The organism is Eionea flava, from assembly GCF_055393785.1.
In genome coordinates this window covers 2,208,391-2,224,885 of record NZ_AP036018.1, presented here as the reverse complement: position 1 = coordinate 2,224,885, position 16,495 = coordinate 2,208,391, and the positions used below count along the sequence as shown (strand labels likewise).

The following is a 16,495-nucleotide window of genomic DNA, read 5'->3' as shown; positions in this document are numbered from 1 at the left end:
TAATAGTCACACGTTAAATGGATAAAATAGTGAATAGGAAGGCAGTGAATAAGCCAGTAAATAACAATCAGCGAAGCCGCATTACTCGCCAATGGAGCAAAGCCATTGTGGTTATTGCTGCTCTCTTTCTATCAGTTGATCTTTATGCTTGTGATGAGACTAATACATCCGCTGACTGCCTTATTGATACTGATAATGATGGTGTTGTTGATAATCAAGATGCCTTTCCTGCAGACGCTGATGAAACCACCGATAGTGATGGTGATGGTTTTGGTGATAACAGCGACCCTTTCCCTAATGACGCAAGCAATGCGGCTGATGCCACTTGGATATTCTGCGTAGGCGAGTTTGGTCAGTGCCAGCTGCCTGCGCCGGCGATTGTACGTTATGGTAGCGGCAATACCTACGTTTTCAAAACAGCAACAGAAAGTATTGACTGTAACAATGCGACGTTTGGTAACCCTATTCACGTGCGTAAGCATTGTGATTACCTACTCAGTGATACGGCTGATTTCGACAACGATGGGGTTGCTGATAGCGAAGATATGTTTCCCAGTGATCCATCAGAAACCACCGATAGCGATGGTGATGGCTTTGGTGATAATGCAGACCCTTTTCCAACTGACCATAGCAATGGTGCCGATCAGCAATGGATCTATTGTGCTGAAGAGCCGTACCAGTGCCAGCCGACTGCGCCATCGCTAGTACGCTACGGACATAGTGGTGTTTATACTTTTCAACAGGTGACGGATAACATTGACTGTAATAATGACAGCTTTGCCAATCCGATCTATGGCCGTAAACAGTGTCATTATCTGCTAAGTAATACTGCCGATTTCGACAACGATGGCGTTATCGATAGCCAAGATGCTTTTCCCGGTGATGCCTCAGAAACCATGGATAGTGATGGTGACGGCTTTGGTGATAACTCAGACCCATTCCCGAATGATGCCAATAACGGTGCTGATAAAAACTGGATCTACTGCGTGGGTGAATTTGGTCAGTGCCGGCCACCAGCACCCGCACTCGTGCGTTATGGTGATAGTGATACCTATGTTTATCAGCAGGTTAGCGATGAGATTTGGTGTAATAACGCAACATTTGGTAACCCTATTTATGCGCGTAAACACTGTGATTACCTATTGAGTGATACGGCCGATTTCGATAACGATGGGGTTGTTGATAATCAAGATGCCTTTCCTGCAGACGCTGATGAAACCACCGATAGTGATGGTGATGGCTTTGGTGATAACAGCGATCCTTTCCCTAATGACGCAAGCAATGCGGCTGATGCCACTTGGATATTCTGCGTAGGCGAGTTTGGTCAGTGCCAGCTGCCTGCGCCGGCGATTGTACGTTATGGTAGCGGCAATACCTACGTTTTCAAAACAGCAACAGAAAGTATTGACTGTAACAATGCGACGTTTGGTAACCCTATTCACGTGCGTAAGCATTGTGATTACCTCCTTAGTGACACGGCTGATTTCGACAACGATGGGATTGCTGATAGCGAAGATATGTTTCCCGGTGATCCATCAGAAACCACCGATAGCGACGGTGATGGCTTTGGTGATAATGCAGACCCTTTTCCAACTGACCATAGCAATGGTGCCGATCAGCAATGGATCTATTGTGCTGAAGAGCCGTACCAGTGCCAGCCGCCTGCGCCATCGCTAGTACGCTACGGACATAGTGGTGTTTATACTTTTCAACAGGTGACGGATAACATTGACTGTAATAATGACAGCTTTGCCAATCCGATCTATGGCCGTAAACAGTGTCATTATCTGCTAAGTAATACTGCCGATTTCGACAACGATGGCGTTATCGATAGCCAAGATGCTTTTCCCGGTGATGCCTCAGAAACCATGGATAGTGATGGTGACGGCTTTGGTGATAACTCAGACCCATTCCCGAATGATGCCAATAACGGTGCTGATAAAAACTGGATCTACTGCGTGGGTGAATTTGGTCAGTGCCGGCCACCAGCACCCGCACTCGTGCGTTATGGTGATAGTGATACCTATGTTTATCAGCAGGTTAGCGATGAGATTTGGTGTAATAACGCAACATTTGGTAACCCTATTTATGCGCGTAAACATTGTGATTACCTATTGAGTGATACGGCCGATTTCGATAACGATGGGGTTGTTGATAATCAAGATGCCTTTCCTGCAGACGCTGATGAAACCACCGATAGTGATGGTGATGGTTTTGGTGATAACAGCGATCCTTTCCCTAATGATGCAAGCAATGCGGCTGATGCCACTTGGATATTCTGCGTAGGCGAGTTTGGTACTTGCCATGTTCCTGCACCAACGATCGTGCGCTATGGCCATGATGGTGTGTATTTTTATCGAAGCGTTGAAGACTCAGTTAATTGTAACAACGCAACCTTCGGTAACCCTATCCACATCAGAAAGTCATGTGATTACTTGAGCAACGGCTTACTCGATTTAGACGAAGATGGCATACCCGATGACCTCGATCCAGATATAGACGGTGACGGTGTTAGCAATGAAGACGAAATTGCAGCAGGCACCGACCCTAGAGATAAGACAGAATACCCTGACATTGTTGCTCCCCACGTTACCGTCACTAACCCGAATACGATCACAACATTCGATCCAACATTACTCATCACAGGCGTAGCAATGGATCCTGAACAGGCGGGTTCAGGTGTTCAATCAATCACCATTTTATCGGATCAATATGCTCTTTCACCTTTTTCCGGTATTTATACGGCGACAACCGGTATATTTACGGCTGAAATACCGTTAAAAATCGCCAACAATCAACTGACCATTGTCGTAACCGACCTCTCGGGTAATACAACACAATCAGTCATTAATGCCATTCGTAGCGCTGCTTTAGAATTCGCGGGTGTTTACCCTGTCAACAACAGCATTGTCACGAGCGAAGATATTATTCTGAACGGTGAAATTCATACCAGTTTGCTTGCGAGTGAGTTTACACTCAATATTAATGACTTTTTAATAACACCCACACAGACCGCTACTAACGGTGTGTATACATTTACATCAAGTACATTACCGTTAGCAATAGGCCGTAACACCTTCACATTAACCTTGCAGTCACTAGGTAATATTCAACAAGAAGTTATTAGCATCGATTATATCCCTACCCATGCCGAAAATGTGCCACCGCCTACCATTAGCAATGTTTCCCCTAGCGATGGAGCAGTATTAAGCGGTGAAAGTCTTCGTGTCTCAGCACAAATACAAAGTGAAGCAGGGGGGTTAACCGTGGTGTTTAACGGTCAAACATTAGTTTCTCCTGCTGATGGCTTAATGAGTTATACCTTGAATGAGATTGTGCCTGTCGCTCCCAATACAGAAAGTCTGACCATACAAATTGACGTTAGCGATGCATTACAAAAGACCACCACCGCAAGCGCCACTTATATTATTGATCAACAGGCTCCTATCATTATGCTTGATAACGCCTTGCCATTAGCACCAGAGGTAGCAACAATTACTCAGTCCCCCTATGTTATCAGCGGCACTATTATTGAACGCCATTTATCAAACGTGGCGATTAACGATCAATCGATCACGCTAACGCCCGGTGACCAAGCTGATCATTACCGATTTGCCGCCAGCCTTCCCATTCCTCTAGGTGTCGATGAGCCGACCCCTATTAGTTTAAGTGCATTTGATAACAGCGGTAATAAACACATTGCCTATTATTTATTAAAAAATAATGCCACCGTTACATTATTGCCCTTGCTACCGGCCACTAATGCCGAGTTAATCAGTTATGGCGGTGAAGATATTCAATTAGGGGTTGTTGCAAAGCTAACCGGCGCCACTGGCGATGAAACCATCAAAGCCTACAGTGAATTTACAGAAAACAACACGCGTAAAACCACGCAAGCTATTACTCTCAGCACTAATGAATCACTTGCTAGCGGTGAGTTAACGTTGTCTGCCAACTATGCAGAACAAATCATTGTTTATGAATGGTACAGTGCATCAGACCAACGATTAATACAAAAAAAACGGCCTATTACTATTACCAACTTATCGGCTGAGCCCTTAGTTGTTAATCGAATAGAGCCTGAGAATAATGCTCGTTACATCGAACCTAACACACCTATCGAAGTGTATTTTAACCGCGCTATTGATACCAGCTTACTCACCATTCGTGTGCGAGAAACCCTTCATGGTAAAACCTATATCAATGAAGACCCTTTAGGCTCGGACTTTATTAATAGCAAAGGCTTTACATTGGCAGAAGTGAATCGTGATCTCGACACAATGTCTGGGGAGATCACGCCGGTACCGGGCAATACTGCTATCGCTTTTACCCCCTCACGTCATTTTGGCTTTCATGCAGACATCTACGTGGATGTAGAGTATGCCGGTGAAACCCTGTCCCGTTCACGCTTTACCGTGAGAGAACTCCCTACATTTATCAGCGGCTCGGTGGTTGATCAATTTAGGCAGCCATTGGCGAATATCAGTGTCGAGTTACCCGAGCTTGGGCGCAAAACCACCACCGATACCGAGGGTAATTACGCCTTTGGGTATCAAGAGTCGGGGGAGGATATTATTTCCGGAGGTTCATACTCGCTAACACTCAATAATGGTTTTTCTAACCCGCGTTTTGGTGTTATCAACACCACGATAAATGTTCAAAGAAACTACGCAAATACAATTAAAAAACAGGTATTACAAGAGCTGAATACCGCCAACCCTTTTGAGCATATTATTAGTGGGCAGCGCAATGAGCTACTCAACAGCGACTTTATTTTAGATTTAAGCCAAGGGCTCGCACTCTTTGCGAATGGGCGTAACAGCGGTGATATACATGCTCAATTCCTATCACTTAACCATATCAGTGCCCCTGTGTGGCCAACACTGGCCCCTTTGTGGATGTATGGTGTGCAGCCTGCTGGCGTCGCGATAGAAGGTGACGTCGCCATCGAATTAGTCATTCCACAACAATCGACAGGTATCGATTATATCAACGAAAGTATTTACCCTTACGTGGTGCTTTTAGGCTACAACAGTGAACAAAAAGTCATAGAGCCGGTGGGCGTGGCGCAGGTAAGTGGCGGCAAAGTCACTAGTGTCGGTGCTACCCATTTCACCGCATTAGACTTTATTGGTTACAGCCAAACATCACTGAATAAAATCGATACATTAGAGCAGTACGCACTTGGCGATATTACATACGAACAATTAAAAATAATGCTGAGCGCAGAAGATTAAAAAATAGTATAGCGCTTGTCATACCGACTGAACGTCTCGTTATATCGGCTTAATGTTTCGTCATACCGGCTTAATGTTTCGTCATACCGGCTTAACATTTGGTCATACCGGCTTAACATTTGGTCATACCGGACTTGATCCGGTATCTCTATAATACAAAACGTTGACTAGATGCCGGTTGTCATCGGAATAACTTGTTCAGCGTTTCAATATAAAAATTCACAAGGAATCAACATAGCAATGACACAATCACGGACTATTGTTTTCTCATTAATAAAGCGCGTAGTGGTACTCGCCTTATTGCTGACGCTCTCCAGTATAAGCCACAGCGCCTATCGCTCCGGTTATGTCATTGCACGTTCCGTCATTCTTGATCCCACCACACAACAGCCCATTTTGGTGGAATACCACACCGATGGCTCAGAGGCGAGGGTAGTCAATACCTCCGGCTATGACGTCAATGACTTAGTCGTCGTCCCAGCCAGCCTATACCATACCTATCAGCAACGTATAGATACCTTCCTTAACGACTATCAAGACACCCTCGCCGAAGGGGCTGAGCTGATGTCCAGAACACAGTTTCTGGCCAGCACATTCCTCGCCGCCGACAACCAGACCATCATCGACCGCCCAGCATTACCGGAAGGGACTCGCAGCGTACTCGTCCGTGGGCAAAGTAACCGCATCACCCACGATCCGGATACGCTGGTGTTACAACGTTTTGCTCTCGACATGACCAGTGGCTCGGTCGATACTAACGATGTCAGCCTCGTGGTAGATGCTGATGGCATTATCATTGCGCAATCACCGAACAATATCGGCTATCGCACCGGCTATTTTGGTGACCCTAATGCGCCCGCGTTATCGCAGGGGGATGTTAATCACTTTATCAATCAATTTCATACGCGTATCACGCCCGACACACCTATCCACGGTGCCTTAGAAGGTGTAAATATCACTGCGGATGTGTTTACGAATCAAATCGAGGCGGTCACTGATGCACGTGGAGCCTATAGCCTAAGCTATCGACTACCTAGTTGCTATTACGGATATTATGGATATGGAAACAATAATCGCGTACCGTTGACTTACCCCGTTAGTGTCTATCTGTCAGCTGCCCTCTACTACACACCGTTTACGCCTAATGGTGCGCCTACTTCGCGCTATCATCTGTATCTAAACGGCAGCGATCTCTGTGGTGGTATAGGCAGCTACTTTCGCCAAGATAACTTGTATGTCGATGTCATCTTTCTTAACGGCGCGATGACACTACGCAATGCCCACGATGAGAGCGTTGCTGTGGGCGCCACCACGTACAGCGCATTTAGTGAACCTGCCGAGCAAAGTACACAAGCTCATTACGACTTTAATGGCGATGGGGTTGCTGATACTACGGTAGCGGGTTATGTAACTGAGATCAGCGATGAACAAGGTGAGACTACCCGAGTATTTGAGGCCAACCCCGAAGGCGATAAGCAGGGCTTATACTTTGAAGCCAGTAACGCTACCGCCACGGATGAAGAGGGCAACGCCATTGCCCCTGACCTTATTCGCCTCATCGATACCCCCATTCGCGACGAGCCTATCGGGCTACTCAAAGCGATCAGTACCGAGGACTTACGCAATACTGATATTCTTTTTTTTAGGGAATCCACCGGCCAGTTAATTATGGAACGGCGTGGCCTTAAAACCACCGAAGCGACCACCTATCGCCCAGAAGTCGCGGTAGACGGTAAAAGTGTCGCTTATCGCGTGATGTTACGGGGGTTGGATGATTACCGGCAGGATCTTTTTTATCCCAGTAGTGGCCTGTACGGGTACGAAGAATGGGCGAACGATTATGCCCTCACCGAACCCTTTCAGCAGCGAGCCTCCGACCACCTGCGTTCCGGTGAGTTTGTCGTGGTTGTCGCCATCAACCGGGCCACCGGCTATACCGGTAAGGCACGGGTACAACTGGCCAGTGCCAGCGATAGCGGACAAAACAGCCTGCTGAGCGTGAATGTCCCCGATATTACCCTATACCCACCCAACCTAAAAGTCTGGGCCGAGCGCCAATACGATATACAACAAGGCCTTACCGAAGGGAGTGAACGTACGTATACCATTGGTGCGGAAGGCGCCGCATTAACCAGCGATACCACCGTCACCATTTTTACCGAATGGGTCGATCATGAGGGTAATCCTTTTCCGGAAGGTTTAGCCGTTGATAATGGTGAGCAATATGGCTTAACCGGGCGTTTTGCCAAAGTCTCTGCGGCCAACACCTTGCAAGGCGTCGGTGCAGGCGCCGATTTAGCCGAGTTTCCGATCGCGCCGGGGCGACAAACCCAAGTGGTCAATGTGGGTAGCAACCTCAGTACCGCCGAGCATTATTATATTCATGTGATTGGTAAACCCAAAGATCAAGCCTGTGTGCCTAATGCCAGTTGCCCTAGCTTTGCTGAAACCACCGCCGATGGTCGTCCGAGCTTACGCGTCCCTTTACTCGTGCCTTTAGCCGATGAGGATCGTCATTGGCAAGAATACAACGCCTATCGGCAGCTACAAAAAAACAACGACGACACAGACCCAGATAATGCCATCGATCCCATCAAACCCTTACCGGCCTATAGCTGGCAATACCGACCAGAATACCAATTTAGCCAACTCAGCTTAATGGTGGATCAAGTCAATCGCGTCACCACCGACAATCAAGGTAACGAGCAATCCCTCAATATTATCAGTAATAGCCAACCCCACATTAGCAGCAGCGACAATTATCTCGATGTCTTCTTCTCACTGATCAGCGCCAATCAAGAGCGACTCACCCCCGTCGATGGCGAACAACAATTCGTGCTGGCATTAGGTGCCGAAGAAATCGAAGTCACTATTAATAAAGACCAACAGATCCGTTTTGATAACCTAGAGCACCTAGCGGCACTCGACAGCGATGATTTTTTAACCATGAGTTTATACACCAATAACGATGCCGCGAATGTGTTGTGGGAGTATGCGTTTGTTTCTTTAGACGTGGCAGTGGATTTAAATCGAGATGGGAAAATTGAATTTACACAACCAGCAGAAGCAGAAGGTATATCTGACAAAACAACACCTAAGCGACCTTATCGTTTTTGGATTAATGACGACTACGACATTGTGCAAAGCGGTTCATATGCGCTTAAAGATCAAGTAGCTTGTAGCACACCACCGCTTGAGCCTAATGATGTAAATCAACAACAAGAGCAAGTGTGTGAACAATGGGATATTTCTGATTCAACGTATTCTAATTCATCGAATTTTAATTTACGTCGTATTGAAAGCCAGCGAGATCTTGAGGATTTTTCTCCGTTAGCGATTCGCTTACCTCAACAATTAAATGATCAATTTTACTTACGCTTCAGCACCAGTGGTGGTGTACATATCAACCTCTTCAAAGGTACATGGCGTGACGGTGAAGAGGATGATGCTCACGCTTATGTATATGATGAAGCTGAAAATATTCGACAAACGAATGCGGCGAATGATGATACAGGGCATTTATTTGTCGTGAAGCCGGATGATCCCAAATATATCATTGCGGACGAGATATTGGATTATTTTGACAGTAAAGGTGTCGGACGCTTTATTTTTGAGGGAGTATCTGAAAGTGATAGCGCTTGTATAGATAATGCTGAAGATTGCTATTTGCTCATTGAGGTTTTTAAAATAGCCAGTGCAGGGGGGTATGCTCAAAAACTAGCCGAGAATAAAGTGTATATGGACTTACACACGGTTACTGATTTTTACCATAATCTTACTGCAGGTGTGGGGGCAGATGGTAGTCGTGACGAAAACCCAAGACCGTATAGTGCCATTGTTAACGATAATACATTTCCGTTTAAAACCCACATTTATACCAATATTTTCCCTGAAGAGGCGTTAACAGAAGATTACAGTTTATTAATACACGGGTGGCGCATGACAGATCCTGAAAAGATCAACTTTGCCAATACTGCCTTCAAGCGTCTCTATTGGTCGGGTTACAAAGGTACATTTGGCTCACTTAGTTGGCCGACGGGGTGGTTTGATAAGCCGGCGCACATATATGACCCCGTCACTATTTTGTTAACTTATATCGTTGGTAACGAACAAAATTACAGTAATAGTGAATCAACGGGGCGCTTGGTCGGCGTAGAGTTAGCGAATTGGTTGAGTGAGTTAAACGAGAAAAATGAATATCAAGATATTCATTTGTTGGCGCATAGTATGGGTAATGTGGTTGCTAGTGAGGCATTGTTACATTATGAAGGCAGCCAACCGATTGCGAGTTATACGGCGACACAAGCGGCAGAAGTCGGTGGGGCTTATGATCAGGATATGGGAAGGATCAATCATAAGGTGAAAACTAAACTGCTTTGCTCATCAGAAGAAGGGGAGCTATTAAAGGCGGAGGCTTCGTGGCGTTGTTACAATAGACATGATGATTCTCCCTTTGATATGCCACCTGATCGATTTCGTTATACCGTTCCCATAGTTCATGGATCAACAAACGATAATAATATGCCTACTTTAAATATTGGTAACGAGTATTATTACGCTCTTTCAAGCAAAGTTAATAATGTGATCAACCTTTATAATCCAGGTGATGCTGCATTAAACGCTTGGGAGTTTAATCAGCTCACCAAGCCTGATTATTTGGATGGTGAAGAATGGGGGTACACTTATTTTTTGCGGGAAAAAAATCAGGTAGAAGGTCAATATCAACGTGGTAGTGTGGTGTTAAATTGGTACGAAGGGCAACCAATTAATCAGGATAAGTCAGATATACTCAGTCACATCATTCCTTCTAGAACACATGCATTGGGGCAAGCTGACGTGAGCAATAACATTGTTCAACAATCGATTAATTTAGATATAGGGCCTTATAATTTTACCAATAGCAACCAAGGCCATAGCAAACAGTTCTATGATACCTATGCGGTGATGCAAAAATATTGGAAAACATTTTTGGAGACATCACTTCAATTAAATAAAGATAAAAATGACTTTTCGGGCTTATATAATGACTAAAAATACTAAAGAATTCATTCTCATTATTTCTGTATTAATCGTGGTTTTTGGGAGTGTTTACACTGTATTTTTTGACAAAAATACAGTGGTAGAACCCAAAAAAGAAGAACTTGGCATAGTAGATAAACCAATAACTGCACAGAAAGAACCGTGGCAAGAAGATCTCGAAGCGATCAAGGAATTACAAAAAACACACCCAACAGAGGCAGAAAATAAACTCAGCCAATTGTTGCAACAATTACCTAAAAAATTACAACGATATTATGCTTTAGGTTTTCAGAGTGGCATTGAGGATATTCGTTTTTATGGCCAGTTGATAGACCAGCATGATAAGCCTGTAGCAGGCGCTGTTGTCAGCGTGGATGTTGGGGGGCGCTATTTAGCCGCAGGTTCTGGGCAGGGAAGAGTGGTTACCGGCCAAGATGGACGTTTTTCTGTTAGGGGGGAGGGTGGTAGTTTAAGTATAGGTCCTATCAAACACCCTAATTTAGATATTTATAGAAAGTTTGCACCTGATGGAGATATTGAAGAAGGAGGTGCATATTTTACCAGTTATCAACATACTGAAAATGGCAATACTTTACTGTGGACAAACCATAGCGATCCATCCACCCCGTATATTTTTAAGGTGTGGCGTAAAACCAGTGATAACACGGCTAAAAAACTGTATCAAGTTAGCAATACATTAATTAGTTTTGATTGTTCAGGAGGAGAGTACACCTTAAATTTAATTAAATCGCGTAAAATTAAACGTAAAGTAAAGGGTATCGGTGAGGGACAATTACGAGTTCGTTATTCTTGTAAAGACAGTGATGAACATCGTTATTTTGATGATTGGGCGGTAGAAATTGAAGCAATAGAGGGTGGTATTCAAGAAACGCAAGATTTGTATCTAAATGTTGCTCCAAAAGAGGGTTACGAACCCTTCTATCGTTTAAGTATGACCAAGGGCGAATCCAATTATCAAAAAATAGTTGAAAAGCGCTTTTATTTTACCGCCAACAATAATCAATATTATGGCAGCTTAGAAATAAGGTTTGATCCTTACGGGGGTTATGATGGCGAGCCGTTAATTTTCCTTGGCTACAAAATGAATCCGACAGGTGAACCTTATCTTGTTTCAGCAAAATCTCCTTAAAGTGTGATGACCCTCTCGTTACAGCCTGCTGAGTGTGAATGTCCCCGATATCACCCTATACCCATCCAACCTAAAAGTCTGGGCCGAGCGCCAATACGATATACAACAAGGCCTTACCGAAGGGAGCGAACGTACGTATACCATTGGTGCGGAAGGCGCCGCATTAACCAGCGATACCACCGTCACCATTTTTACCGAATGGGTCGATCATGAGGGTAATCCTTTTCCGGAAGGTTTAGCCGTTGATAATGGTGAGCAATATGGCTTAACCGGGCGTTTTGCCAAAGTCTCTGCGGCCAACACCTTGCAAGGCGTCGGTGCAGGCGCCGATTTAGCCGAGTTTCCGATCGCACCGGGGCGACAAACCCAAGTGGTCAATGTGGGTAGCAACCTCAGTACCGCCGAGCATTATTATATTCACGTGATCGGCAAACCCAAAGACCAAGCCTGTGTGCCTAATGCCAGTTGCCCTAGCTTTGCTGAAACCACCGCCGATGGTCGTCCGAGCTTACGCGTCCCTTTACTCGTGCCTTTAGCCGATGAGGATCGTCATTGGCAAGCCTACAACGCAAACTGCTGAAAGGTTATGGAGTAAGAGCCTCTATGGGGAGTACGGGTGCTTGCTGGGATAATGTGATGGTTGAGAGATTCTTCGGGAGCCTTAAACATGACTGAATTTTTAAAGTAGATCAACCTACGCGTAACCACATGAAAAAAGATGTGGCGGATTATATCCGCTACTATAACAATGATCGGCTACATGCGAGCAACAACGATATGTCACCGGTTAACTATGAACTGTCTGAAATAAAAGTGTCCTGTTTGGGTTGACCAGAACAGTGTGTTACGGTTTGGTATCTTGCTGGATGTTGAAATGGCGCATCCGGAGGGATTCGAACCCCCGACCAAGTGGTTCGAAGCCACCTACTCTATCCAGCTGAGCTACGGATGCGTTGGTCGTTGCAACGTTTGTTGTTCAACGAGGGCGCTATTTAACACTAGTTACGGGGGTGTTTTCAATAACTAATCGTTCAGGCCCTAATTTATTAGGCTACTCTTCATCTAAATTCTTTCTTGGTTGTTTTTTGACCGCTCTGTTTCTGCTATTTTCTCGTCGCGCAATAAGCCTTATCTAGATAGTTACACTTTGTTACATAAGGTTACGTGTATGAAAAGTTTGGGAGGATGGCTTTGTTTATTATGCTCCCTGTCAAATTAATCAACATAACTTTGGAGATGACAATGAAAATGAAGACGAAAATAGCGTGTGTAATATTGGGTGTATTTACGATTGTAGGAACAGCGTTTGCCTATGGCGGTAAGCATGGAGGTGCGGAAAAACGTATTGATCGTATGTTTGAGCATGTGGAGAAAAAGCTCTCGCTTGATTCCGGGCAGACGGATAAGCTAATGGCAGCCAAGCAAGCGGCGATTGCGTACAGTGACGCGATGCGTGAACATAAGCGGGCGATGCGAGAAAGTGTTGCGGCGATAGTATCGGGTGAGACGATGAATCAACCCTTGGCCTTGGATCACTTTACGGCTAAAGCCGACGTAATACGAGATCAGTCGCCAGCAATGGTGGCGGCATTAGCCGATTTTTACGATAGTCTGAATGCTGAGCAGCAGGAAGAGGTGCGTAAGGTGTTAGAGAAAAAGTCGCAGCGTAAACACAAACGTAAAGGTCATGATCAGTAAATACCATTAATGCAACGCGAGCACTTTTATTGGGTGCTCGCGTTGAGTTGTATATTTGATCGTCCAATATGGGTGGTATATGAATGATATCAATCACAGGTTACTGATAACGTGATGCAAAAAATTTTATTAATTGATGATGACAACCAGCTAGGCGAGTTGCTGTCGTCTTATTTTCGTCGGTTTGATATTGACTGTGTGAATGCGGTCACGCCTAGTTTGGGTTATCAGCAATTGCAGTCGCAGACGTATGAGTTAGTTATTTTGGATGTCATGCTACCGGAGCAAGATGGTTTTGAGGTTTGTAAACAGATTAGAAAAAGCAGTGATATTCCTATTGTGATGCTCACGGCGCGAGGTGATGTGATGGATCGTATTGTTGGGCTAGAAATTGGTGCGGATGATTATTTAGCCAAACCGTTTGAGCCTAGAGAGTTGTTAGCGCGCATTCAAACAATTTTGAAACGAACCCAAAAAGTATCTAAGGCGTCGTCGTTATCTACTTTGCAGTACGGTGACTTATGTATTGAGCAATCATCAATGGACGTTACGATTAACGGTGATGCGATTTTATTAAGTGCGATGGAGTATCAATTACTGGTGTTGTTCGCTTCGTCTCCTCATGTACTGCTGAGTCGTGATGATATATTGCATGCCTTAAAAGGCGTCGATACGGAATTATTTTCTCGTTCGGTAGATATTTTGGTGAGTCGCTTGCGACAAAAATTAAAACCGTTGCAGGTGATTAAGACGGTGCGTGGTCGTGGCTATATTTTTGTGGAAAGTTCGTCATGATTTTGTCTCGCTTTATCTCGATACGGCAAAAATTTCAGGGTTTGTCCGGCAAGCTGATGGCTTTGTTTGCGATGATTGCCGTGCTATTTGTATTGATTATTGGTATCGGCTTAAATCATTTTTATAAGGATTATTTTAAGCAAAAAGTGCGCCCGTATTTGGGTAAGTATTTAGAGTATGTACGTCAGGATATAGGTATTCCCGCCGATTATGTTAAGGCTGCAGCGCTGGCAGAAAAGCTTAATATGACCATTATGATTGTCGATCCCCGTGGCCGTTGGTCTTCTGATGTTCGTATTCAACCGATTGATCCCCGCGAGATAGAGCAGCGTTTTCGTCGCAAAGGTGTCCGTTATGGTCATGCAGAAATAGAGGGTACGGACTATCTCGTGATGACATCGGCTAAGACGACATTTTTCTTTGGCTTGGGGCATTTTAAGCATGAAAGAAAACACCCTCGCATTATTGTTCCTTTGATCCTCTTGCTGGCTGTATTGCTTCTTTTGTATTACGCCACGCATAAATTATTCCATCCAATATTAGTGATTAAAGAAGGTGTGCGAGAAATTGGGGCGGGCAATTTAGCTTATCGCATTGATGTAAAGCGGCACGATGAATTAGGTGTGTTAGCAGCCGATGTTAATGCGATGGCAGAGCAGTTAGAAAAGATATTAGATGCGAAGCGGCAGTTATTATTAGCTGTTAGCCATGAGTTACGCACACCGCTGACGCGAGCGAATGTGGCCATTGAAATGTTAGATGATAGTGCCTTGAAAAAACAGCTCAAGCAAGATATCGGTGAGGTGGGTGATTTAGTGAGCGAGATATTGGAAACCGAGCGTTTGAGTAATAATCATCAAGCTTTGGATAAAATAGACACTGATTTTGTTGAATTATGCCGTGAGGTCGTTGATACGCTATCCGCCAAAAATGCTGATCATGCGCAATCGCTGCGCTGTGATTTTTCGAGCGCGTCGATCATGTTGTCTGTAGATAAAACCCGTATTAAGTTACTGTTAAAAAATATTCTTAGCAATGCACTGCGCTATAAAAAGCAGCAGGTGTTGCTGTCGGTTTTTGTGCAGGACGGTCATGTGATTGCACAGATCAGTGATGATGGCGAGGGCATCGCTAATGATGTGGTTGAGCACCTCACTGAGCCTTTCTACCGCGTTGACCCTGCAAGACAGAGGCAAACCGGTGGTTATGGCTTGGGTTTGTATTTGTGCAAAGTCATTGCTGAGGCTCATGGCGGTCAATTAGTCATAAGCAGCCAAGAGGGGGTAGGTACTGATGTGCGCGTCACTTTACCCTGTGCTTTACCTTCCTCTTCAGCTTTAGGTGAGCGTTAAGCTTGTAATATCGGCTATTTATCTCCATATTAGCTTCCATGTTGAGTTGTTAATAATAGAGAGAGTTATGTCCGAGTCTACTACATCTATCTTTAAGGTGATCTATTACAACGAAGGTGAAGTCTTCGAGATCTACGCACGCAATATCTATCAGAGCGATATGTACGGCTTTATCGAAGTAGAAGAATTGTTGTTTGGGGAGCGCACGCAAGTCATTGTTGATCCCGCAGAAGAGAAGCTAAAAGGTGAATTTGCCGGGGTGAAGCGATCTTATATTCCCATGCAGTCAATTATTAGAATTGATGAAGTGGAAAAAGAAGGACAGGTGAAAGTGTCTGATATTAAAGGCACTGGAAATATTTCACAGTTCCCTACGCGAGAGCACCGCACGGGCAAGCCAACGAATAGTGATTCTTAATGGCTTCGTCGGCAACTACGCTATTACCGGCAATTTATTCACGTCAAGCGGGCGATATTCATGCGCCCCCAATCTTGGTAATTCATGGCTTATTTGGGTCGTTAGAGAATTTAGGGCTGATTGCTCGCAAATTATCGGATGACTACTGCGTTTATTCTTTAGACCTTCCTAATCATGGCCGTTCGGCGCATACCGATAGCACTAGTTTAGTTAGCCTTGCTGAAGCGGTCGCGAGCTGGATGGATGACAACGATATTGCTCGCGCACATATATTGGGGCATTCATTAGGCGGAAAGGTCGGAATGGAAATTGCCTTGCGCTATCCTGAAAAAGTAGATCGGCTAATGGTAGCTGATATTGCCCCTGTAGCGTATCACGCACGCCATAATGATGTGTTTGCTGCTTTTCGTGCAGTGGATTTAGCGAGTATTCAGTCACGTATGGATGCGGATAAAATGATGCAGCCCCATGTGGGTGAGTTATCAACACGAAGTTTTTTACTGAAAAATTTGGAAAAAACAACAGAAGGTACATGGTATTGGCGAGCCAATATTGATGGCTTAATGGGCGATTACGATAAACTTATTGATGCTAATTCTGCTGGCTTTCCCTCATTTACTTCACCTGTTTTATTTATCAAGGGCGAGCTATCGCCCTATATATTGCCAGAGCATCGTGACGCTATTTTGAGCCTTTTTCCTAACGCGAGCGTAAAAGTTATTAATGGCACTCAGCATTGGCTGCATGCCGAAAAACCCGATATTTTTGTCGGTATTGTTAAACGCTTTTTGTCTTAATATGTCGATCCTGACGCAATGGATATTAA

General features: G+C 44.7%; 9 protein-coding genes, 1 tRNA gene and 1 pseudogene. 10 read left to right on the top strand and 1 reads right to left on the bottom strand.

What is annotated here, in order from left to right:
- Positions 1 to 44 precede the first annotated feature (44 nt).
- From ACZ5O6_RS09755 to ACZ5O6_RS09735, 5 genes and pseudogenes are all read left to right on the top strand, one after another.
- Entirely contained in the window at positions 45 to 5,237 is a 5,193-nt protein-coding gene (locus tag ACZ5O6_RS09755; RefSeq protein WP_464283507.1) for a peptidase associated/transthyretin-like domain-containing protein, read from the top strand.
- 240 nt (positions 5,238 to 5,477) lie between these two features.
- Positions 5,478 to 10,268 (top strand): alpha/beta hydrolase, encoded by a 4,791-nt coding sequence (locus ACZ5O6_RS09750; protein ID WP_447091388.1) that lies wholly within the window; start codon positions 5,478 to 5,480, stop codon positions 10,266 to 10,268.
- Complete coding sequence (locus tag ACZ5O6_RS09745; RefSeq protein WP_447091389.1) at positions 10,261 to 11,406, top strand: hypothetical protein; 1,146 nt, start codon at positions 10,261 to 10,263, stop codon at positions 11,404 to 11,406. Before ACZ5O6_RS09750 ends, ACZ5O6_RS09745 begins: the two co-directional genes overlap by 8 nt.
- A gap of 34 nt (positions 11,407 to 11,440) precedes the next feature.
- A complete protein-coding gene (locus ACZ5O6_RS09740) occupies positions 11,441 to 11,986 on the top strand; it encodes a hypothetical protein (protein WP_447091390.1) in 546 nt (181 codons plus the stop codon).
- Positions 11,950 to 12,237: pseudogene (locus ACZ5O6_RS09735) on the top strand (integrase core domain-containing protein); the annotation flags it as partial. The gene ACZ5O6_RS09740 and the pseudogene ACZ5O6_RS09735, both read left to right, overlap by 37 nt.
- 44 nt (positions 12,238 to 12,281) lie before the next feature.
- Here ACZ5O6_RS09735 and ACZ5O6_RS09730 read toward each other — a convergent pair.
- A tRNA-Arg gene (locus tag ACZ5O6_RS09730) sits at positions 12,282 to 12,358 on the bottom strand.
- Positions 12,359 to 12,648: 290 nt separating this feature from the next.
- Here ACZ5O6_RS09730 and ACZ5O6_RS09725 point away from each other — a divergent pair.
- The 5 genes from ACZ5O6_RS09725 to ACZ5O6_RS09705 all read left to right on the top strand — a co-directional run bounded on the left by ACZ5O6_RS09725 (position 12,649) and on the right by ACZ5O6_RS09705 (position 16,466).
- On the top strand, positions 12,649 to 13,104 hold the full coding sequence (locus ACZ5O6_RS09725; RefSeq protein WP_447091391.1) for a Spy/CpxP family protein refolding chaperone: 456 nt from the start codon (positions 12,649 to 12,651) through the stop codon (positions 13,102 to 13,104).
- 114 nt (positions 13,105 to 13,218) lie between these two features.
- Positions 13,219 to 13,899, top strand: a complete 681-nt coding sequence (locus ACZ5O6_RS09720; protein WP_447091405.1) for a response regulator transcription factor — start codon at positions 13,219 to 13,221, stop codon at positions 13,897 to 13,899.
- Entirely contained in the window at positions 13,896 to 15,251 is a 1,356-nt protein-coding gene (locus ACZ5O6_RS09715; protein WP_447091392.1) for a sensor histidine kinase, read from the top strand. Before ACZ5O6_RS09720 ends, ACZ5O6_RS09715 begins: the two co-directional genes overlap by 4 nt.
- Positions 15,252 to 15,318: 67 nt before the next feature.
- Positions 15,319 to 15,669, top strand: a complete 351-nt coding sequence (locus ACZ5O6_RS09710) for a DUF1820 family protein (RefSeq protein WP_447091393.1) — start codon at positions 15,319 to 15,321, stop codon at positions 15,667 to 15,669.
- Positions 15,669 to 16,466, top strand: coding sequence for an alpha/beta fold hydrolase (locus ACZ5O6_RS09705; protein ID WP_447091394.1), 798 nt, complete (start codon positions 15,669 to 15,671; stop codon positions 16,464 to 16,466). The genes ACZ5O6_RS09710 and ACZ5O6_RS09705 overlap by 1 nt, the downstream gene beginning before the upstream one ends.
- Positions 16,467 to 16,495 lie beyond the last annotated feature (29 nt).

Bases quoted from the DNA above. Each gene is read 5' to 3' on its own strand.
- ACZ5O6_RS09750 (WP_447091388.1), top strand. From the start codon at position 5,478: ATGACACAATCACGGACTATTGTTTTCTCATTAATAAAGCGCGTAGTG.
- ACZ5O6_RS09745 (WP_447091389.1), top strand. From the start codon at position 10,261: ATGACTAAAAATACTAAAGAATTCATTCTCATTATTTCTGTATTAATC.
- ACZ5O6_RS09725 (WP_447091391.1), top strand. From the start codon at position 12,649: ATGAAAATGAAGACGAAAATAGCGTGTGTAATATTGGGTGTATTTACG.
- ACZ5O6_RS09720 (WP_447091405.1), top strand. From the start codon at position 13,219: ATGCAAAAAATTTTATTAATTGATGATGACAACCAGCTAGGCGAGTTG.
- ACZ5O6_RS09715 (WP_447091392.1), top strand. From the start codon at position 13,896: ATGATTTTGTCTCGCTTTATCTCGATACGGCAAAAATTTCAGGGTTTG.
- ACZ5O6_RS09710 (WP_447091393.1), top strand. From the start codon at position 15,319: ATGTCCGAGTCTACTACATCTATCTTTAAGGTGATCTATTACAACGAA.
- ACZ5O6_RS09705 (WP_447091394.1), top strand. From the start codon at position 15,669: ATGGCTTCGTCGGCAACTACGCTATTACCGGCAATTTATTCACGTCAA.